Raw genomic sequence first — 18,294 nt, forward strand, 5'->3', positions numbered from 1 at the left:
AAATTGGGGATACACCCCAATTTAATAAATTCCATCAAGCTAGCTTCGCAAATAAACCTCTGCTGCGGATTTGAGTTCGCTTGTATACTTTCCTCTTTTTATCTGGTCATCTGTAGGCCATGTAATAGAGTCAATAATATCTTGGCACTCTTTGAAGTAAGTGACATAGGCATCACTAGTCAATGTTTTCATTAGCTTATCACAGTAGGCTGTCATTTTTCCGGAGTTTGGTGCCGGAGTATCCACAGATTTATTGACCACCCAAGGATATAGCATTGCTATATGCCACCTGAGCTTATTGTACCGGGGTGAAGTTATCTTTCTCCCGTTAATCAAAGTATTGTACTTGTAGCAAATATATGCCGCCGTGTAATATGCTACTTCATTATCATTATCCAGATAACATGTATCTTTATTCTCATGCAATACTTTCTTAACATACATAGCTGCATTGTGAGGTCTTTGCTTAAATACAGATAAGAAACATCTAGCCATTTCAACTATATCAAATATCTTTGTGTTTTTTATAGATTTGTTTCTATACTCACTTTCCCTTCTTTCAAAATATAGTTGTTCCCTTCCTTCGATTCCTCTTTGGATTTCGAAGAACTTTTGTACCATTCTCGCCTTATCTCTTAGAGCGTAAAATGACGAGCTTTCGACTTTAGACTGATTATTAGTAGCTGTTACAATGTCAATTGCCACATCACTTTCATCCGATTGGATAAATTTAACCACCAGTTCCACAGAATCATTTAATAAGGCGTAATGGTTGAATAATGTGTTGGTGGTTTGACAGCCGTTTATTATTTGATAGTTTGCAATATGCATTGTTTTTTTGCTGGGAGTTAATGTCAACTCAGGAGCAATAATGGTTACACCATTATTCAAAACAGCAAACTGCTTCGACTTATCAGATTCGAGAGTTTTTGATATATCTAAATTTACACTGTTCTCCGCGCCAAGAAATGCTCGTACATTCTCATCAAAAACTTCTTCCCGAATGTTTCTGTCATCATCCATTGCCACTTTCTCAATAAACTCTTTAGCTTTAACCGTTGTTATATATGCTTGAGGTATTCCAGGCATTTCATTGATGCCCATGAAGTTTATAAGTTCTAAACTAGTTTCGCTTTTTTGAGTTATTGAGCGCCATAATTTCATTAACTCGCCGCGCCCTAATGGAGTGACATCTATATGGCCAAATAAATCAGCATTACGACAAGTATCTTCTACTAATTTGAATGCGGCCTCTAGTTCTCGTTCCGCAACGTACACACCGCTAGTACAAAAGTTTACTTTCAAATCCGGCAGCTTGTTCCTGACCTTTTTTAAATTGGCAATAATTATATTAAGGATTTCCACTGCAACTTTATTGTATATTCCATTGGGAAGCTTTGGGTCTAAGCTAAATAGATCTTGCAGTCCTAAGTTAAAATTTGAAATTTTTTCTTTCGAAAAGCGCTCACCTGATTTAGCTTGAGTTATAACAATTTCAACTGGGATATTATTTTTATGGCTCTCAAAAGCGGCCACAGCATCTTCAGAAGTTAAAATCAACTCCCCATCTATCAAAATTGTTATTCCATCAATTGATGCATCGTCTTCTTGAGTAGTAACTTCAACAGGATTGAATCGTCCCAAGTAACTTTTAGAAGTTATTACATAGTTGCAGAAGTATTCGAAAAGCTTTGCCTCATCATCTTCAATTTCCAACATTGTAGCTAAGTCATTGATATATTGATTCAATACAGGATGCATAGTTCCTCGCTAAACAGCGTGACATGTGATTTGAGAGATTCTCCTACACTATACATATAGATAATATTATTAAGCAATGCTACTCATTAAGGGTTTGCGCGCGCTCGTAGCCCCGCCACGCCTGCCCGCTTTATGCTGCGGTTTTCATGCAGGTGCATGACATAAACGAAAGCCCGCCATTACTGGCGGGCCGAAGGGTAAACGATCCTTTTGGGATCATGCGGATTCATGCAGCATAGACATGCACTTACCTGCAAAGAGTCAGAACAGGGGCAAGTTGTTATCTGGCTCAGTGATTTTCGGATCGACCGTAACAGGATTGTTTAGCGCCTGCAGATAAAGCAGCCCCTGAGAAAGAGAGACGGGAAAAGAAATCTCAAGCCAGAAAACACCATCATAAGTCCGGCCTAACCAGAAGCCGCCGCCGTTCTCTTTTGGCCGCTGAAAGAAAACTAATCCGCCAGGCCCATAATCAATCAGGCTTTCGCCGCGGTAAACTACCTGGTAATTCGAATCGCTTCCGGCCATAGCCTAACGCCTCGTGGGACTCGTTGTTCAACCTTGCCAGTGCCAAAAATAAATTTTGTCACCAGCAACGTTATCAATATGCCTGACTGCGGACTCACGCTACTCCGCAGCGTAAAAAATCTCATCGTCGGGGACTTTTTCGCAGCTAGAATGAGCTAACTCAGCGATGATACTCATCGCCAGTTTCATGTCAGATTGCTTGCAATTTGCTATAAGCGACACCTCAGCAATGAACTGAACGCAAGCCATCTTACGGTTTATAGGTGCCAAATCTTGAGTGTCCATCTTACCCTCCCTTAACTCTAAAGACTGTATAACCATACAGTAGTAGATGCGTTAAGAAATGTGAAATGTTTTTTCCTTCAATCGGTCCTAATCTGAAAATGAAAACTGCAATTTCCAGTGATCCCAAGCCGTTATTTTGATTGGATAAAGCGTGTACTACCTGCCGTTAGCGGCTTCGCTTATGCCAGCTTTATTAGTTCAGATCCACTGACGCCACTTATCATCTTCCTGCAGCCGTCCGTTCTGGTAAAAAATGCGCATACCTGCACCAGAATTAAGGCTCCCACAGGACAGAAGTAGGTTTATTTCTTTTTCTTCCCCGGTAAATCCTCTCACCTGCAGTTCTGCAACCAGAAGCGCCCGCTGATCATCGTCAATTTCCTGCTTATAACTCTGTTTCTGGCGCGGCTTCACCACCCGGAGACGCGCCAGCAGATCACGGCGCTGTTTTCTAGTCATGTTGTTGAAATCTGTCGGACCATACACAGGTGTTTCGCCCGGCTCTACAGGTTCAACTGATACCGGCTCACCCCCTGAAATGTTTAGTTTTTCATCAGGGGGACAGTTATTGCCACGAGTCCAAGGGGCGCGAGCGCCCTGGTCGGCTGTCGCCTCCTGAACGTCAACTGCCTTACGAACCATTTTCCACTTCGTTGCGTGCGTGCAGATGCGGCCAGCCACTAACGGGGACCAGATGCCATAAATGCGGGTGCCGTGATCGCCGTAAGGGGTTGGCTCGTCGTTAAGTTCGTAAGCAGTTCTGACGATGTGGTGTTTGCGCGGAACCAGTACGCCGCCCTGTTTCATGATGTAGGTGGCAAAGCAGCCCACATCTGCAGCGGCCAGCACAGCGTCCAGCTGCGCGTTTTCAAGCACTGGCGCACGGGCTTTTTTATCGCTCTGATTTCTCAACGCCTGACCGGCAAGCAGGCGTAATTCCCGGTAAGCCTGGCGGCCCGGAATGCCAAAGAAACGGAACTGCTGAACGCGATGAAGTGACGCCCACGCCCCGACGTTCTCTGCGCTGTCACGCAGTGATTTACCTGTTTCTGCACTGATTTCATCAGACAGGCCACGGCCATCAATATTTTTACTGACGTATTTAGCGATATAACTTGTCGGTGAACCTTTGCGCGGGTTGATTAATTCAGCTTTAAAGCGCGGCCCGGTATTGCTGCCAAGCTCTTCACGGTCTTCACGAATGGCGAATTTCCGCAGCAGCGCGGTGACTGAACGGCGCTCTTTTTTGCGCATGAAGCAAAGCAGGTGCCAGTGTACGGTGCCGTCATGATGTGGCTCAGCAACCCGCACGCCATACCAGCGCATACCGGCTTTGTGCATGGCCTTGCGGAAGGCGGCAAACGTATCAACCAGATAATCACTGCTCTGGCGAACGGTGGCCGTGGTCCACTTCGGATTCGGTCTGCCGTTGTTAAGCGTTGCGTGAAAACGTGACGGGCAGGTTATGGTGTAAAACACGGCGCAGTCGCCGCGCATTTCCGCGATAAGCTCCAGCCCTTTAACGCAGGCCATCATTTCATTGCGGCGGTGTGCCGGGTTGCTGTTACTGGCATTCACCACGTCTTCCATATCCAGCGTGTCGCCTTCATTGCTGACCAGCTCATGCGAACGGAAGAACTCCAGAGACTTCCGGCGCTGCTCTCGCTTATGAATCACCGCTTCAAAGCTGACGTAGGGGGACGCTTTTTTGTTGACCAGGCAGACAGCACGCAACTGCTCTTCACGCCATTCACAGCGCAGCTGCCATAACTTGCGATACCACCAGTCCGCGCAGAGCATACGGGCCAGCGAGGGCGGGATCAGATCATAGGGCACGGGCTTGCGACGGCGCTTTTTGCGGCGTAGCTGCTCAAAGGCCGGGGGGATTACGTCCAGGTGCATCGCTTCCGCTGCGACAAGTTCCCATGCCTGGCGGACCTGCTCCGGCGTCACGTCGTCACTGACGAACAGATGGCCGCTGGCCTTATCCAGACACATGCTCATGTGCGCAGCGACCAGTGTAGATAATCGCTTGACCTGATTCTGGTTCATTTCGGATAACGCCAGCAGGCCGTCCAGCCCGTCATGACCGGCCATAAAACGGAATGAGGCTGAAATCTGGCTTTCGCGCACGCGGGCCAGCCTCTCAAGGCAGGGGCGAATGGTTTCGCGCAGGTAGCGGGAATAAGCCTGCAGCCTGCCGAGATTGTGGAAAAACTTAACGCGCTCCATGAGTGGCTTACTGATGTGCGAAGGCTGGGCGCTGACATCGGCCACGATAACCAGATCGGGATTGTGTTGCTGCTGTTCGCGGGCCATCTTTGCCCGGCTGACAATTCTGTCCTGCACAATTTCACGCTGGACAGGATCGCGGGATTCGTTGAAAAAGTAGCGGTCCCAAACCTCATCACTCATTGCCTCACGGCGCAGCTGCTTCTGCTCGTTATCTGCAGCATAAAGACTGATCAGGTTTGAAAGCGCGGACACCGGCGCAACTTCCGCCGGGTCCATCTGTGGATTGATTGCCTTTTTTGGGGCATTCCATGGGTAAGCGTAGATATGGCTCACTCACAAACTCCCAGATAAACACTGCTGCAAACCGACTTGTTGTCCATGGCGGCCAGCATGTCGAACTGGCGACCGCCGCGTGTAGTCAGCGCCCAGTCCCGATAGGTTTCGATACCGTGCGAGGCGAGAGATACTTTGCTGCCGTTTGTTTCAGCTTTTACCGGGTCCAAACCTGAATGAAAAAACGCTGCGTTCCCGCGACGTGAGCACATGGCAACAATCCGTTCCCACTCAGCAACCCGGCTAATCTCTTCTGGCCAGCGGGTGAAAATCTCCGCCAGTTCAGCTTTATTAACGTTGACGCATGGCATGCAACCAACACGGCTGCACCCCTGCTGATAAAGCGGATTTGGCTTGATGCCGTGACGCCGGGCCAGTGCAAACACGTCATCATGTGTCCAGTTGAGAATCGGGCGGTATAGCGACAGACTAGGACCAAGGTCGAATCCTTCCTCCCATTCAGGCAGTGCCGCCCGGCTTGCTGATTCCTGGGCACGAACTCCCTGCCACGTGATGACGTGATTACCTTCAGCAATAAACCGGTCAACTACCTGCTTCTGCATCGGGATCTGTTTAAGCTCGAAAGAGCAGAACTTACGCTGGCTTGAAGGGAATGTGCCTTTCCAGATACATAAATCAAGAAAAGGGATGCCGGTAGGCTTCAGGGCATTCAGCGCCCGACGTACTGTCTGCGCAGCCTCTTCCTCTGTGAATCCTAAATCCCTGACCAGAGAGACAGGCCACTTATCTTTGACGAACGTTCTCTTGTCAGCGATACGCTGTGAGAAGTCAGCCCTGACGCGACGTAGCGGACCGAGCCTGGTTTCAAGGTAATCAAGATATTCGACAGTTTCTGGGTGCTCGTGACCTGTATCAGCGTGTGCGGCCTGAAACTCTACGCCGGACTCAATAGCAAGCAGCCAGTCTGCAAGGCTGTCTTTCCCTCCCGAAACGGTGACAAGGTTTATCATGCCTGGTCCGAAGCAACGAGCATCGATCATGGCTTCACCTCCGCTTCACAGGAGTAATCCGTTCCCGTTGCCACATCAAAGCCCATCCATATCGGTGAGGATTGAGGACGACGTACTGCGATGATTTCAGCCGCCTGCTTCTTCTCGCCCGCAGTCAGGCTGATAGAGCGGGCCGCAGTGACTTTATTCAGACCAAATTCTCGGTAGATACTGCGGGTAAACAGGGTGTCGCTGTTTGAAACAATGATCGGGTTACGCTCAGAGATACCCAGCAGGATGCAGGCCAGCGAGTGCTGATCATCGTCGCTGAACCCATCAGTGTGATAAGCGGTGAATGTGCCGTGATACGGTGGATCGCAGTACACAACATCACCGGCACGGACCATTCCCAATGTTTCGCTATAACCCTGGCATTCAAACGTTGCGCACTGTGCCTTCAGGGCAAAAGCCTCGATTTCGGCCAGCGGGAAATATGGCTGTTTGTAATAGCCGTAAGGATTATTGAATTCGCCGCGTTTGTTATAACGGCAAAGACCACGGTGGCCGTGGCGGTTCAGGTAGAGGAATTGCGCAGCACGTTCCAGCAGTGGCAGCGCCGCATTGAAGTTAAAATCTTTGCGAACCTGATAATAATTTTCTTCAGTTTGATTCTGATTAAAAAGCGATAACGCAACGACAATAAACGGGCGCGTATGCTCTTTAACCTGCCGATAAAGGTTAATCAGATCGAGATTAACATCCGCCACCAGATAAGCCGGGTAATCCGTATTCATCATGACGGCACAGGAACCGGCAAAAGGCTCAACCAGGCGATTACCGGCAGGCAGGTGTTTAACCAGCTCAGGCATCAGGCCGGACTTGCTGCCGGCCCATTTCAGGATGGTTTTCATAACGCTGCCCCTTTGTAATGCACGCTTTTCAGCTCACTGACTTCTTTACAGGTCACGCAGAGGGAAACGCCCGGCAGTGCGCGGCGGCGCAGCTCCGGGATTTCTTCGCCGCAAGACAAACAGAAAAACTCACTCGCCCCTGCCGGGCGGTGAGTCGCGTTAGCCAGATTGCGCGCCAGTTCTTCCTGCACGCGCTGCTGTACCATGTCCATTGAATCAGCCATCAGTGCAGCTCCTGCGCCTGGTTCTCAAAGCGTTCTGCTTCTTTGTCCAGCAGCTCGATGATTTCTGCTGCTGACATTTCCTGCTGGCGGGCATGAATTGCCAGTGCGGCCAGGCGGATAGAAACGGACAGCGCATCATCAGAACGCTGCTCGGTTTTTGCCTTGCTCAGCAGAGCGCTAAGCGCGTCGTCGTCAGCTTTAAAATTAAGGGTCTGGATATTTCGCATTTCTCTTTCTCCTGAATTCGGGCAAAAGAATGCCCGGCGGGTTTACGCCATTTAATTTCGATGTGTTGATTAGTTAGGTAACGTCAGATTCTTGGGAAATAAACTCACGACTGCTTTTAAGTGATTCATTACGCTAATTAGCGCAGTTTTCTCGTCACTCGTCAGTTCACTGAAATCAACGCTGTGACGTTCTTTGCTGATATTTGCCAGGAAGAAAATTGCGCTCAGTGCGCGGCCATTCTGTTCAGCCTGGTGATCGCGCTTATCACGCATATCTGCGATAAAGCGTTTCAGTTCGTGGCTGCAATCGCCGTACATCATGGTACGAAGCGCGGAAATATGATTAAGCGCACTGGCGCGCTGCCCCGCATTCATCTGAACAGTGATACTTTCAGCTTTGTAACCCATGATTCTTTCCTCTTACACGTTAATCCTGCCAGCAGTTCGGCCTGTGAGATTGCCGGGTGCCAGCTCTTACTTGCTTTCGTTTCTATCCATCCATGACCTGATGCTGCTAACTGCTGCGGTGGTGACTGATTTTTTAAAAGCCTTACAAATACCGGCATAATTCACTTTTCCCCTTACTTATTTCTCTTACATTTTCACCACGAAAACGCTCACCATTTACCAATGTAAAAAAGCCACTTCCGTCGCCTGAAATAGACGGGTAATAAAGCGCGACATTTTCAGCATCTACTGACATTTCTTTTCCGCGATAGCGAAAGAAATAGGTAAATTCCTGGCTCATATCCCTAGCTCATGCCTATTGAAGAACCGATTGCACCTGCAATATCTACAGTTGATGCGATGGTAGGATTTGAATGAATACGCGCCTGTACAGCGAGAGCCGCCAGCATCATGCAACGAATGCCGGTATTAGCTGCCTCAACAATCCCGCGACGGCATGAAGTCGTAATGCTGGTGTGATTTGCAGCACTGGCAGCAAGCGTTCCGACCTGCGCGGAGGCGTTGAGCACGTAAGCGGAAAACTTTTCTGCAGCATGTTCATTCACTGGAACGCAAGGCAGACAGTGCAACTGCGCCAGCATCCCATCCATCAGAGTCGCGTCCTCGGTCAGATCAGTCAGTAGCAGCACTTCTGTAACAGTCAGTTGATGCACCTGATCAGGATTCAGCTTGTTGCGAAGCGTCTGCACTTTCATGCCAGCTTGCTGGGCCAGCTCCCGCATATTGTGAGTCAGCGCAAACTTGCGGCAGGCGTCTTCATAGTGGTTATGGGTGGAAGTCTTAAAATCAAACATGGTCATTCCTTTGCTCAACTTAAATAATTAAGTTACTACGCAGCGACATAGCGGCAATTGACACCTTGAGCGAGCAAACGCGCGCGGAAGGCGACCATATTGATGCGTGCAGCACCACCAATTTTTTTACGTGGCATAACAAGCAGATCGCCGTCTTCAACCATCTGCTTCACAGTGCGAAGGCTGTAACCATAAGCCTGTGCGAACTGTTCATAAGTCATCAGGTCGGGGCCGCTAGGTATTGTAATTTGATTGGTCATCGGGGATTATCTCCAGTTGGCAGTATTTACAGTGCATTGGCGTGCATTTTCACTAACGAAGTGGATGATATATTCCAAATGGGTTTGTGTAAACAGATCATATTGGATTATTTGAAGGGTATATGACCGATTACAACAACGATGTTAAGGCCATACTGGAGAGAATCCTTAAATCTTATGGGGTTAGCTCACGCCCAGAGCTAGCGGAACTTCTAAAAATTCCGTTACCTACTATCCAAAATTGGGTGGCTCGCCAGAGTTTACCTGGTGATTACATCATTCAATGCGCATTGGATACGGGGGTAAGTCTTAGATGGCTAGTAAATGGTGAGCTTACAAATGTAAGTTCAGGTGAAGTGGGGCATCCCTCTCTTAAAGGGAAGAAACTTTACGACACTATGCTGGCTAATGGCGGGCGAGCAGTATTAGATCGCATAATGCACGCATATGGTTTTACTATGCAGAAGCAGCTAGGTGACTTGCTTGATATTCCTTCAGCGACGATGAGCGCATGGGTTCGCAGAGATTACTTTCCTGGTGATGTTGTCATTACATGCGCACTTGATACGGGGTTTTCTCTTTCCTGGTTAGCTACTGGCCATGAGGATGAGGCACTACCCACGAGAGATTTAGCTGATCAGCTGATACCATCCATACCTGCGCGAAAACTCTCCGGAGGCACATTAGAGAAACAGGCTGATGTGAGTTTTAATCTTTCTCTTTTTAGCCTTGATTTAACTAACCCCCTCTATATTCAACGCGGCTCCATGTCATGGATCGTGGAAGGGGACGCTCAGACCATTGGTAATGGTGATTGGCTATTAGATATTGATGGAAATAAAGATATTTATACGGTGTCTCGCCTTCCGGGAAATAGGATTAAAGTTACTAACAATTCATCTTCATTTGAATGTGCAGAAAGTGACGTAACGCCTATTGGCTTGGTAATGCTGGCAATATCAAAATGTTTATAGGTAAATCATGGTCGAATTTATTTTATTAATAATAGCGATAGTGAGCGGAATTGCTTCAGCACATTTTAATTGTAAAACCAAAAACATCAGAGTCTTCAAAGCTTTTATGAGTCTTTGCCTTGGTGGGGCAGTGCTGGGAACAATAATGCTTTTTAGTTTTTTAGCCCCTATGTGGGCTTCTTACACAATAGCGGCGTTTTGTATTGTCATCCTAATCAATAGTATATCTGTATTTAAAAAATCTCTGGTCAGATAACATGTCAATCAAAAAACTTTCGTCTGGCGAATGGCTTGCTGATTTTTATTTAGATGGGCGCGGTAGCCGACGTGTAAGGAAAAGCTTTGCAACGAAAGGCGAAGCGGTAGCCTTCGAAGATTACACGCGTGCGGAGGCCGAAAACAAACCGTGGATAAAAGAGAAGGAGGACCGCCGCAAGCTAAGTGAACTGATTAAGCTTTGGGATTCTCTGCATGGACAGTCACTCAAGGCCGTCAAGTCTCGTAAGGCGAAATTAAATATTGTGTGTGCCGGACTAGGGGACCCGATAGCTTCGCAACTGACGGCAAAAGATTGGGCGCATTATCGTGATCGTCGCCTTAAAGGCGAGATTTCTAACGGCTATCACGATGATGAATCAAAGTGGAAAGTAAGGCCTATAACGGTCAACAGAGAACAAAACTATCTTGCCGCTGTGTTCAATGAGTTGAAGAGGTTAGGTGAATGGTCTTTACCTAACCCACTGGATGGAGTGAGGACGTTCCGGGAAGATGAAAAGGAAATGTCCTGGCTTACCTTAAAGCAGATCGCAGAACTTCTTGATGGTTGCGAGCTTTATGGGAAGCCAGATTTAAAGATGATATGCAAAGTTTGCCTGGCTACTGGTGCGCGCTGGACTGAAGCGGAAACCCTGACCCGTTCACAGCTATCACCTAATAAAATTTCATTCTTTAAAACTAAAGGCGGCAAAAACAGAACGGTTCCTATCCAGCAATGGCTTTATGACGAGCTAAAGGAAAGACAGGGGAGGATGTTTAAGCCATGCTATCAGGACTTCAAGAAGATGCTGGCTACTACAACTATCCAGCTTATAGAAGGCCAGAAAACACATGTTCTCCGGCACACTTTTGCCAGTCATTTTATGATGAATGGTGGCAATATTCTGGTGCTGCAAAGAATACTCGGTCACGCCAACATCCGTGAAACCATGAAGTATGCTCACTTTGCTCCTGACCATTTAGAAGAAGCCGCCGCCCTTAACCCTCTAACTAAAATTAGGACTATATATGAATGATCTAGGTTTGGAGTTTGAACGAAAAAAACCCATCTACAAGAAATTAAAGAAAGGTATTGTGTCAGAATTAACTGAAGTATTAGAGCAAAATAGTATTTCATTATTTAATTTGGAGTCTAGAGTTAAGGATACCCAGTCTTTTATAGATAAGGTAACCAGAAAAGGCTATCAAAATCCATTTACGGAAGTCGAGGACATTTGTGGTGTTAGGCTTATTGCCTATTATGCTTCAGATTTGGACAAAATCCATGAAATAATTCATGATGAATTTAATGTTATCTCAGATAGCGATAAGCAATCAGAGGCTGCTGAAGATCGTTTTGGTTATGCGTCCCGCCACTACATTATAGAAATAAAAAAAGAATGGCTCAACGCTCCTTCATTTAGAGGCGTGCAGGGATTTAAAGCTGAAATTCAAGTGAGAACTATATTAATGCATTCTTGGGCGGCTATAAGTCATAAGTTACTTTATAAACGCGAAAGCGATGTGCCAAAACCGATAAAAAGAAAACTCCATAGGCTAAGCGCTTTAATAGAGTTAGCAGATGAGCAATTTGAAACCATAAAAAATGCAAAGAAATTTTACAATGAAGAAGTAATGAAGAAAGAGGATAATGAAAAGAAAAATATCGAATTAAATGTTGATAATCTTATGTCATTAGTGGAGAAATATTCACCGGGTAGAGAAGTTTACTATCAAGGAATGCATGATTTTTTAGAAGAGATTAAGCCTTTAAATATCTCACTTTGGGACATGGAGCAGTTCATCATTAAAGCACTACCAGTAATAGATTCTTTCGAAGCTTCAGAAGTAGAAAAGAATGATTATGAAGATCATCAGCTATGGAATAGTTTAGGTTATTGCCGAACTGTCCTTAACTTAACTCATGATGAATATTTTGAGAAATTCAGAAAATCAATTCCTTCTAATTTTGAGGATATAGTTGAAAATACTGAGGTTTATCGTAAGCGCCTTAAATAGTTGCCTACATAATGACTACGCAGCATGAACGCACCTGCATTTGGTTGCACCAGGTATGGGGTTAACTAACTGTTTAATAATTAAAAATCTTATATATCAATGGTGGCTAGAAAAAGCGTCTTAACTAAGGTATCGCTAACGCGACATCTAAAAGTTAATAGCAAACAAGGGGTTGGCATCTGCCAGCCCCTTTTTTTGGTGTTTATAAAGCACCTGTAGAATAGGGAAAAATATAGATGAAGTTGGATGAATCATTGGATTTTAAATAAATTAGTTGATAAGTTATTTAAAAATTCGCAGGAGTAAGAAAAGAATGGTTAAGCCAAAGATTTTTATCGCTTCATCTAGTGAAATTTTGTCAATAACAAGAGCTATTAGTACAAACCTAGAGCATGAATATTAAGTAACTCCTTGGAGTAGTGGCAGTTTCTCCTTATCGAGTACAACTATTAATGAGCTTGTTACAGAGTCATCAACGACACATTTCGCCGTTTTCGTGTTTCAGCCTGATGATTTAATCGAATCAAGGGGCAAGCAAGAACATGTGGTTCGCGATAATGTCTTGTTTGAGCTTGGTTAGTTTATTGGTGCCATTGGTGTTAAACGCTCTTTCATCGTAAAGCCTCGTGGAGAAGAATTAAAACTACCTAGCGACTTATTGGGTATGACACTGGCAGAATACGATGCGCAAAGGTCAGATAAGAATATCGATGCAGCTTTGTTTCCTGCATGCCATAAAATGGATACTGCGATGAAATCTCAGGGGCGGTTAAATCGTATCACCTTAACTACGAATGATAAATTAATAGTGAATCCTTATTGCTATGAACTTAATTATGCGTCTATTAAAGTTCTGGCAGCTTACCTTGTAACACACACTAAGTATCCTGATGGTATATCATCTGCATCTATTGTATGGTCTTTAAAAAAAGATTGGAGAACAGTTGGTAACAATTCAATTAGTTAAGCTGGAACGTATGTCATTTATTGAACGTTCGCTACAAGTTGATAATAACTCTGGGGATGAATACTAAGCTTACAGAATTACTGATGCTGGTATAGATAAGTTACTTAATCAGGAAGGTGAATTACTAATAAGGGATGTAAAAATCAACAAAAATGATGCTGCTTTAAATTTTTCTGACGATATATATTTTTAGCTTGGTGTTAGCATTTTTTAGTTTATCGTTTGATGAATAAGTAGGATGTGTGAGTTAGACTGTTAGCTATTGTTGATGCAATTAAGACAGGATGTATCACTAATCCTGTTTTGAAGAGCTTAATGATGGGGCTAGCAAAGCCCACATAATAAAAAATATAATCACTGTTGATATACTAACAATGGGTGTGAATTTTCTATGCTACATTAGATGCTGCCTTAATTTGATATCTTAGCTGCTGTCTCTGAATGTAGGACATGTCTTTACTGCTTGATAGCTAGATTAAGGCACTGCATAAGGTGTGCAAGTCTTTCGGCAAATTTTATCTGAAGTGTATCACTATGGTATACCTTACAACTGGCGCAAGATGGAGTGAAGCGGAGAGGCTTATCCGTTCTCAGTTATCACCTTAAAAGTTGACCTTTACCAAAATGAAAGGCGGTAAAAATAGATCCGATCCGATCCCACGTTGGCTCTATATGAACTATCGCCACTACAGGGTAAAATGTTCAACTCCTGCTATCAGGAATTTAAAAAAGCTGCTGGCCCTGACCGACATTGAATTGGCGGAAGGGCAAAAGACGCATGTACTGCGCCATACCTTCGCCAGTCACTTCATGATGAATGGGGGCAATATTTTGGTATTGCAGCGCATTCTCGGTCATGCCAATATTCGTGAAACTATGCGTTATGCTAACTTCGCTCCAGACCATTTAGAAGAGGCTGCTCAGTTCAACCCTATAGCTTCAATAATAGACTTTGATGAAAGGAATGACCATGTTAATAGATGGCTCTAATATAGAATACTATAAATGGATTTTGGGTGCATTTATATTTATTTTGGCTGTAATCAGGACGGGAGGGGTTTCCTTCGTTTTTAGATTTGCACTAAAGATTATAAGGTTAAAGTTTGATGATAAAAGTATTGAGGCAGAGAACAATAAGTTATTTGACCTTCAACTTTATAGGTTTATTAGTGGAGTGAATGTAAGTAATATAGAAGATGCATTGTTTATGCAGCGAAATATTCGCCAGGGTAAATTTAAAGGTGTGGCATTTTTAGGTGCGGGGTTTTTTGGTGCAGTAGGTAAAAAAATAAATTTTTGGGATTTCGTTGGCGTGGCAATTATTGCTTTCGCCTCTTTAGCTATTGCGTTTGCTTCTGGCTGGCAGGTTGCAAATTATAAACCAGGCTTTGCAAATTATAACTTTGATGATGGTTCATTTATGTATATAAATACTAATGAAGTACTGGATGAGAAAAATAATAAATACATCGATTGCAATAATAAAAGTGAAGTTAAGGCTGGAGGAGATAACTATGCTAATATATGTGACTATTTTTTACATATTGGAAGTAAAGAGAAAGATAAAATAAATATTAAGGTTGAATCTGCTAAAGAAGCGAGATCCGCATTCATGAGCATTTCGGTGCTTTCATTTGTTATTTTTACTGTTTTGCTACTTGGTTTTATGAATTACTTTCCATTAAATAAAAAATTTATAGAATTGAAGGAGTATGAAGCGTCAATGTCACCAAGCATAAAAGGTTAGTTTCGAATAACGCCGAACAACAGTTGCTGTTTGGTATGCATGATGACGAATTAGGGAGCCAAGCTTTATAAAACGCCATGTTACAGAGTGGCAGCAGAGATTTCATAACACTGCAACTTGGTGCATTGAATACTAGTTTAACTAGTTGTTTTTATTGATAAGTGCATGATGTATTGGGCGACTTAATAAAACCGTCTTAACTAAGGTATCGCTAACGCAACATCTAAAAGTTAATAGCAAACAAGGGGTTGGCATCTGCCAACCCTTTTTTTGTCCTGATGGCAGCCAGATGGCAGAAATTACCCGGCGTCCGGCCGCTGAAAATGATAAATCGCCGTATTAACCGGCCCGGCTTCTAATACGATCAGGCCATAGCGACAGCCAATAAACTGGCCACCGCACTTTTCAGCGACTCTCCGACTGGCCAGGTTATCTTCAGCCGCAAGAATTTCAATCACCCTGGTGTCATGTCGTGAAAACCCCATCGGTAGCAGCTTTGTCACCGCGCGGCTGGCGATCCCCTGACCCTGGGCGTCACTGCGAACCCAATAACCAATAGCGCTGGTATCGCCTGGATGACGGGCAAAGCGTATTCCTGCGCCACCCAGTAGCTGGTCATGCTGATCAACGATCGCAAACTCTTCCGCTTCTTCTTTCATCCGTTGCCAATGGGTAAAGCGGATCCAGCTTTCGGCGTCATGAGGCTGATAATCGTGATGTGCCCAGACCATCCACGGGATCAGGCTGTCCAGAGAGGCATTAACCGCAGCGGTAAATCCGGGGATATCGCTAAGTTCAAAAGGTCGCAGATGAATGACAGGTGAGGAAGAGTGCATGGTGAACCCGGATGAAAATAATCAATGTCCTCATTTTGCCTGCAGAAGGCAGAAACGCAACAAACCTTGATGTAAAGATATATGTACATATTGATTGATGTTTTTAAAATTCATTATAATTTAAATGTTTGATTTTTATGTATTTATTAAAGAATTAAGCTACAGGTTTTGATTGGTGGTAATAAAAGTGTACATATAATATTGCACTATGTATTGCCTGTGATACAGTATTTGCATTCCTCAACGAGGAGCCCTTATCCGCCAATACGAGCCAAAGGATCGCCATCATGCAAAAAGACGCGCTGAACAATGTGCATATCGCCGGTGAACAGGTATTAATCACGCCTGAAGAGCTGAAAGCAAAGTTCCCACTGACCACTGAACAGCAGGCTCAGGTCGCGGCATCCCGCCAGACCATCTCTGACATTATTGCCGGCCGCGATCCGCGTCTGCTGGTGGTATGCGGACCCTGTTCGATTCACGATACCGAAGTGGCTCTGGAATATGCTCGTCGTCTGCAAACCCTTTCCGAACAGCTGAAAGATCAGCTCTTTATCGTGATGCGCGTCTATTTTGAAAAGCCTCGTACTACCGTCGGCTGGAAAGGGCTGATCAACGATCCTTACATGGATAACTCGTTTGATATGGAAGCGGGTCTGCACATTGCGCGCCAGCTGCTGGTAAACCTGGTTGAAATGGGCCTGCCGCTGGCGACTGAAGCGCTGGATCCGAATAGCCCCCAATACCTGGGCGACCTGTTCAGCTGGTCCGCCATTGGCGCACGGACGACAGAATCTCAGACCCACCGTGAAATGGCCTCGGGCCTGTCGATGCCGGTCGGCTTTAAAAATGGCACCGATGGCAGCCTGGGAACGGCAATTAACGCCATGCGTGCTGCTGCAATGCCGCACCGTTTTGTCGGCATTAATCAGGCCGGTCAGGTCTGTCTGCTGCAGACTCAGGGCAATCCGGATGGTCACGTAATTCTGCGTGGCGGCAAAGCGCCCAACTACGGTCCTGAGGATGTTGCGCAGTGTGAAAAAGAGATGCTGAAGGCGGGACTGCGTCCAGCCTTAATGATAGATTGCAGCCATGGCAATTCGAACAAAGACTACAGCCGTCAGCCTGGCGTAGCGGAATCCGCTATTGCGCAGATCAAAGACGGAAACCGTTCAATCATTGGTTTGATGCTGGAAAGCCATATCAATGAAGGTAACCAGTCTTCTGAGCAGCCACGCAGCGAAATGAAGTATGGCGTTTCCGTCACTGATGCCTGTATCAGCTGGGAAGTGACCGAAACGTTGCTGCGTGAGATGCATCAGAATCTGCAGGGAGTGCTGTCGGCGCGTCTGTCACAAGAGGTGTAAGAGCAATGGTGGCTGAACTGACCGCGTTACGCGATCAAATTGACAGTGTTGATAAAGCGCTGCTGGATATGCTGGCTAAACGACTAGAGCTGGTAGCGGAAGTTGGGGAGGTCAAGAGCCGTTACGGTCTGCCTATCTATGTGCCTGAGCGTGAAGCATCAATGCTGGCTTCCCGTCGCAAAGAGGCTGAGGCGCTCGGTGTACCACCGGATCTCATTGAAGATATACTGCGTCGCGTGATGCGTGAGTCCTATACCAGCGAGAATGACAAAGGCTTTAAAACCCTCTGTCCTGAATTGCGGCCGGTGGTGATCGTCGGTGGTAAGGGCCAGATGGGCCGACTTTTTGAAAAAATGCTCGGCCTGTCGGGCTATACGGTAAAAACGCTGGATAAAGAGGACTGGCCGCAGGCTGAAACGCTGCTCAGCGATGCCGGTATGGTAATTATCAGCGTACCCATTCACCTGACTGAGCAGGTTATTGCCCAACTGCCACCACTGCCGGAAGATTGTATTCTGGTTGATCTGGCGTCTGTGAAAAACCGGCCTCTGCAGGCAATGCTGGCCGCCCATAGCGGTCCGGTTCTGGGTCTGCATCCGATGTTTGGCCCGGACAGCGGTAGCCTGGCAAAACAGGTGGTGGTCTGGTGTGATGGAAGACAGCCGGAAGCCTATCAGTGGTTCCTGGAGCAGATCCAGGTCTGGGGGGCGCGTCTGCATCGCATCAGCGCGGTTGAGCATGACCAGAATATGGCGTTTATTCAGGCGCTACGTCATTTTGCCACCTTTGCCTATGGCCTTCATTTAGCCGAAGAGAACGTCAATCTTGATCAGCTTCTGGCGCTCTCGTCACCGATTTACAGGCTGGAGCTGGCGATGGTAGGGCGACTATTTGCTCAGGACCCGCAACTTTATGCGGATATCATCATGTCGTCAGAGAGTAATCTGGCGCTAATCAAACGCTATTACCAGCGGTTTGGTGAAGCGATCGCGCTGCTTGAGCAGGGTGACAAGCAGGCATTTATTGCCAGCTTTAACCGGGTTGAACAGTGGTTTGGCGATCACGCGAAACGTTTCCTGGTGGAAAGTCGTAGCCTGTTGCGTTCGGCTAATGACAGCCGGCCATAAATGAAAAAGGCATCCTTGCGGATGCC

Annotated in this window: 23 protein-coding genes; 9 read left to right on the forward strand and 14 right to left on the reverse strand. The window is 45.9% G+C overall.

The window, feature by feature from the left end; all coding sequences use genetic code 11:
- Positions 1-39: 39 nt before the first annotated feature.
- The 13 genes from ACR8BF_RS04650 to ACR8BF_RS04710 all read right to left on the reverse strand — a co-directional run bounded on the left by ACR8BF_RS04650 (position 40) and on the right by ACR8BF_RS04710 (position 8,976).
- On the reverse strand, positions 40-1,761 hold the full coding sequence (locus ACR8BF_RS04650) for an AIPR family protein (protein ID WP_434745624.1): 1,722 nt from the start codon (positions 1,759-1,761) through the stop codon (positions 40-42).
- A gap of 261 nt (positions 1,762-2,022) precedes the next feature.
- On the reverse strand, positions 2,023-2,289 hold the full coding sequence (locus tag ACR8BF_RS04655; RefSeq protein ID WP_434745625.1) for a hypothetical protein: 267 nt from the start codon (positions 2,287-2,289) through the stop codon (positions 2,023-2,025).
- A 99-nt stretch (positions 2,290-2,388) separates the two neighbouring features.
- The gene (locus ACR8BF_RS04660) at positions 2,389-2,574 is read right to left on the reverse strand and encodes a hypothetical protein (RefSeq protein ID WP_064690404.1); all 186 of its coding nucleotides are present in this window, start codon (positions 2,572-2,574) and stop codon (positions 2,389-2,391) included.
- A gap of 198 nt (positions 2,575-2,772) precedes the next feature.
- Positions 2,773-5,085 carry a replication endonuclease gene (locus ACR8BF_RS04665; protein ID WP_434745915.1) on the reverse strand — a complete coding sequence of 771 codons (2,313 nt, stop codon included), beginning with the start codon at positions 5,083-5,085 and terminating at the stop codon, positions 2,773-2,775.
- Positions 5,086-5,138: 53 nt separating this feature from the next.
- Entirely contained in the window at positions 5,139-6,143 is a 1,005-nt protein-coding gene (locus tag ACR8BF_RS04670) for a phosphoadenosine phosphosulfate reductase family protein (protein WP_434745626.1), read from the reverse strand.
- Positions 6,140-7,003: a DNA adenine methylase gene (locus tag ACR8BF_RS04675; protein ID WP_434745627.1), complete on the reverse strand. Its 864-nt coding sequence runs from the start codon at positions 7,001-7,003 to the stop codon at positions 6,140-6,142. The genes ACR8BF_RS04670 and ACR8BF_RS04675 overlap by 4 nt, the downstream gene beginning before the upstream one ends.
- Positions 7,000-7,227, reverse strand: coding sequence for a TraR/DksA family transcriptional regulator (locus ACR8BF_RS04680; protein ID WP_434745628.1), 228 nt, complete (start codon positions 7,225-7,227; stop codon positions 7,000-7,002). Before ACR8BF_RS04680 ends, ACR8BF_RS04675 begins: the two co-directional genes overlap by 4 nt.
- On the reverse strand, positions 7,227-7,454 hold the full coding sequence (locus tag ACR8BF_RS04685) for a DUF2732 family protein (RefSeq protein WP_434745629.1): 228 nt from the start codon (positions 7,452-7,454) through the stop codon (positions 7,227-7,229). The genes ACR8BF_RS04680 and ACR8BF_RS04685 overlap by 1 nt, the downstream gene beginning before the upstream one ends.
- A 69-nt stretch (positions 7,455-7,523) precedes the next feature.
- Positions 7,524-7,862 (reverse strand): DUF5347 family protein, encoded by a 339-nt coding sequence (locus ACR8BF_RS04690; protein ID WP_434745630.1) that lies wholly within the window; start codon positions 7,860-7,862, stop codon positions 7,524-7,526.
- On the reverse strand, positions 7,826-8,020 hold the full coding sequence (locus ACR8BF_RS04695) for a phage filamentation protein Fil family protein (RefSeq protein ID WP_434745631.1): 195 nt from the start codon (positions 8,018-8,020) through the stop codon (positions 7,826-7,828). Before ACR8BF_RS04695 ends, ACR8BF_RS04690 begins: the two co-directional genes overlap by 37 nt.
- Positions 8,005-8,202 carry a hypothetical protein gene (locus ACR8BF_RS04700; protein WP_072044059.1) on the reverse strand — a complete coding sequence of 66 codons (198 nt, stop codon included), beginning with the start codon at positions 8,200-8,202 and terminating at the stop codon, positions 8,005-8,007. Before ACR8BF_RS04700 ends, ACR8BF_RS04695 begins: the two co-directional genes overlap by 16 nt.
- 4 nt (positions 8,203-8,206) lie before the next feature.
- Positions 8,207-8,716 (reverse strand): phage regulatory CII family protein, encoded by a 510-nt coding sequence (locus ACR8BF_RS04705; protein WP_434745632.1) that lies wholly within the window; start codon positions 8,714-8,716, stop codon positions 8,207-8,209.
- Positions 8,717-8,751: 35 nt separating this feature from the next.
- Positions 8,752-8,976, reverse strand: coding sequence for a hypothetical protein (locus tag ACR8BF_RS04710; protein WP_045139711.1), 225 nt, complete (start codon positions 8,974-8,976; stop codon positions 8,752-8,754).
- A gap of 122 nt (positions 8,977-9,098) precedes the next feature.
- Between ACR8BF_RS04710 and ACR8BF_RS04715 the strand changes: the two genes are divergently transcribed.
- The 7 genes from ACR8BF_RS04715 to ACR8BF_RS04745 all read left to right on the forward strand — a co-directional run bounded on the left by ACR8BF_RS04715 (position 9,099) and on the right by ACR8BF_RS04745 (position 14,938).
- Complete coding sequence (locus ACR8BF_RS04715; RefSeq protein WP_434745633.1) at positions 9,099-9,950, forward strand: phage repressor protein CI; 852 nt, start codon at positions 9,099-9,101, stop codon at positions 9,948-9,950.
- A 257-nt stretch (positions 9,951-10,207) separates the two neighbouring features.
- Entirely contained in the window at positions 10,208-11,242 is a 1,035-nt protein-coding gene (locus ACR8BF_RS04720) for a phage integrase (protein WP_434745634.1), read from the forward strand.
- Positions 11,235-12,224: a GTP pyrophosphokinase gene (locus tag ACR8BF_RS04725; RefSeq protein WP_434745635.1), complete on the forward strand. Its 990-nt coding sequence runs from the start codon at positions 11,235-11,237 to the stop codon at positions 12,222-12,224. The genes ACR8BF_RS04720 and ACR8BF_RS04725 overlap by 8 nt, the downstream gene beginning before the upstream one ends.
- A 448-nt stretch (positions 12,225-12,672) precedes the next feature.
- Positions 12,673-12,804: a TIR domain-containing protein gene (locus tag ACR8BF_RS04730; protein WP_434745916.1), complete on the forward strand. Its 132-nt coding sequence runs from the start codon at positions 12,673-12,675 to the stop codon at positions 12,802-12,804.
- 78 nt (positions 12,805-12,882) lie between these two features.
- Positions 12,883-13,191 (forward strand): hypothetical protein, encoded by a 309-nt coding sequence (locus tag ACR8BF_RS04735; protein WP_434745636.1) that lies wholly within the window; start codon positions 12,883-12,885, stop codon positions 13,189-13,191.
- 624 nt (positions 13,192-13,815) lie between these two features.
- Entirely contained in the window at positions 13,816-14,181 is a 366-nt protein-coding gene (locus tag ACR8BF_RS04740; protein ID WP_313700868.1) for a tyrosine-type recombinase/integrase, read from the forward strand.
- The gene (locus tag ACR8BF_RS04745) at positions 14,162-14,938 is read left to right on the forward strand and encodes a hypothetical protein (protein WP_313700866.1); all 777 of its coding nucleotides are present in this window, start codon (positions 14,162-14,164) and stop codon (positions 14,936-14,938) included. The genes ACR8BF_RS04740 and ACR8BF_RS04745 overlap by 20 nt, the downstream gene beginning before the upstream one ends.
- A gap of 299 nt (positions 14,939-15,237) precedes the next feature.
- Here ACR8BF_RS04745 and ACR8BF_RS04750 read toward each other — a convergent pair whose 3' ends face one another.
- Complete coding sequence (locus tag ACR8BF_RS04750) at positions 15,238-15,774, reverse strand: GNAT family N-acetyltransferase (RefSeq protein WP_434745637.1); 537 nt, start codon at positions 15,772-15,774, stop codon at positions 15,238-15,240.
- A 287-nt stretch (positions 15,775-16,061) separates the two neighbouring features.
- Between ACR8BF_RS04750 and ACR8BF_RS04755 the strand changes: the two genes are divergently transcribed.
- Together ACR8BF_RS04755 and tyrA are read left to right on the forward strand one after the other, a co-directional pair.
- Entirely contained in the window at positions 16,062-17,141 is a 1,080-nt protein-coding gene (locus tag ACR8BF_RS04755) for a 3-deoxy-7-phosphoheptulonate synthase (RefSeq protein ID WP_179898400.1), read from the forward strand.
- Between the two features lie 5 nt (positions 17,142-17,146).
- On the forward strand, positions 17,147-18,268 hold the full coding sequence (tyrA, locus tag ACR8BF_RS04760) for a bifunctional chorismate mutase/prephenate dehydrogenase (RefSeq protein ID WP_434745638.1): 1,122 nt from the start codon (positions 17,147-17,149) through the stop codon (positions 18,266-18,268).
- Positions 18,269-18,294 lie beyond the last annotated feature (26 nt).

The organism is Candidatus Pantoea rara, assembly GCF_051136265.1.
Lineage (GTDB): Bacteria > Pseudomonadota > Gammaproteobacteria > Enterobacterales > Enterobacteriaceae > Pantoea > Pantoea rara.

Excerpts from the sequence above, each read along its gene's own strand:
- ACR8BF_RS04710 (WP_045139711.1), bottom strand. The coding sequence starts at position 8,976 with ATGACCAATCAAATTACAATACCTAGCGGCCCCGACCTGATGACTTAT.
- ACR8BF_RS04660 (WP_064690404.1), bottom strand. The coding sequence starts at position 2,574 with ATGGACACTCAAGATTTGGCACCTATAAACCGTAAGATGGCTTGCGTT.
- ACR8BF_RS04745 (WP_313700866.1), top strand. The coding sequence starts at position 14,162 with ATGTTAATAGATGGCTCTAATATAGAATACTATAAATGGATTTTGGGT.
- tyrA (WP_434745638.1), top strand. The coding sequence starts at position 17,147 with ATGGTGGCTGAACTGACCGCGTTACGCGATCAAATTGACAGTGTTGAT.
- ACR8BF_RS04665 (WP_434745915.1), bottom strand. The coding sequence starts at position 5,085 with ATGGACCCGGCGGAAGTTGCGCCGGTGTCCGCGCTTTCAAACCTGATC.
- ACR8BF_RS04680 (WP_434745628.1), bottom strand. The coding sequence starts at position 7,227 with ATGGCTGATTCAATGGACATGGTACAGCAGCGCGTGCAGGAAGAACTG.
- ACR8BF_RS04700 (WP_072044059.1), bottom strand. The coding sequence starts at position 8,202 with ATGAGCCAGGAATTTACCTATTTCTTTCGCTATCGCGGAAAAGAAATG.
- ACR8BF_RS04670 (WP_434745626.1), bottom strand. The coding sequence starts at position 6,143 with ATGATCGATGCTCGTTGCTTCGGACCAGGCATGATAAACCTTGTCACC.
- ACR8BF_RS04740 (WP_313700868.1), top strand. The coding sequence starts at position 13,816 with ATGAAAGGCGGTAAAAATAGATCCGATCCGATCCCACGTTGGCTCTAT.
- ACR8BF_RS04750 (WP_434745637.1), bottom strand. The coding sequence starts at position 15,774 with ATGCACTCTTCCTCACCTGTCATTCATCTGCGACCTTTTGAACTTAGC.
- ACR8BF_RS04675 (WP_434745627.1), bottom strand. The coding sequence starts at position 7,003 with ATGAAAACCATCCTGAAATGGGCCGGCAGCAAGTCCGGCCTGATGCCT.
- ACR8BF_RS04690 (WP_434745630.1), bottom strand. The coding sequence starts at position 7,862 with ATGGGTTACAAAGCTGAAAGTATCACTGTTCAGATGAATGCGGGGCAG.
- ACR8BF_RS04655 (WP_434745625.1), bottom strand. The coding sequence starts at position 2,289 with ATGGCCGGAAGCGATTCGAATTACCAGGTAGTTTACCGCGGCGAAAGC.
- ACR8BF_RS04695 (WP_434745631.1), bottom strand. The coding sequence starts at position 8,020 with ATGCCGGTATTTGTAAGGCTTTTAAAAAATCAGTCACCACCGCAGCAG.
- ACR8BF_RS04720 (WP_434745634.1), top strand. The coding sequence starts at position 10,208 with ATGTCAATCAAAAAACTTTCGTCTGGCGAATGGCTTGCTGATTTTTAT.
- ACR8BF_RS04715 (WP_434745633.1), top strand. The coding sequence starts at position 9,099 with ATGACCGATTACAACAACGATGTTAAGGCCATACTGGAGAGAATCCTT.
- ACR8BF_RS04755 (WP_179898400.1), top strand. The coding sequence starts at position 16,062 with ATGCAAAAAGACGCGCTGAACAATGTGCATATCGCCGGTGAACAGGTA.
- ACR8BF_RS04685 (WP_434745629.1), bottom strand. The coding sequence starts at position 7,454 with ATGCGAAATATCCAGACCCTTAATTTTAAAGCTGACGACGACGCGCTT.
- ACR8BF_RS04725 (WP_434745635.1), top strand. The coding sequence starts at position 11,235 with ATGAATGATCTAGGTTTGGAGTTTGAACGAAAAAAACCCATCTACAAG.
- ACR8BF_RS04705 (WP_434745632.1), bottom strand. The coding sequence starts at position 8,716 with ATGTTTGATTTTAAGACTTCCACCCATAACCACTATGAAGACGCCTGC.
- ACR8BF_RS04650 (WP_434745624.1), bottom strand. The coding sequence starts at position 1,761 with ATGCATCCTGTATTGAATCAATATATCAATGACTTAGCTACAATGTTG.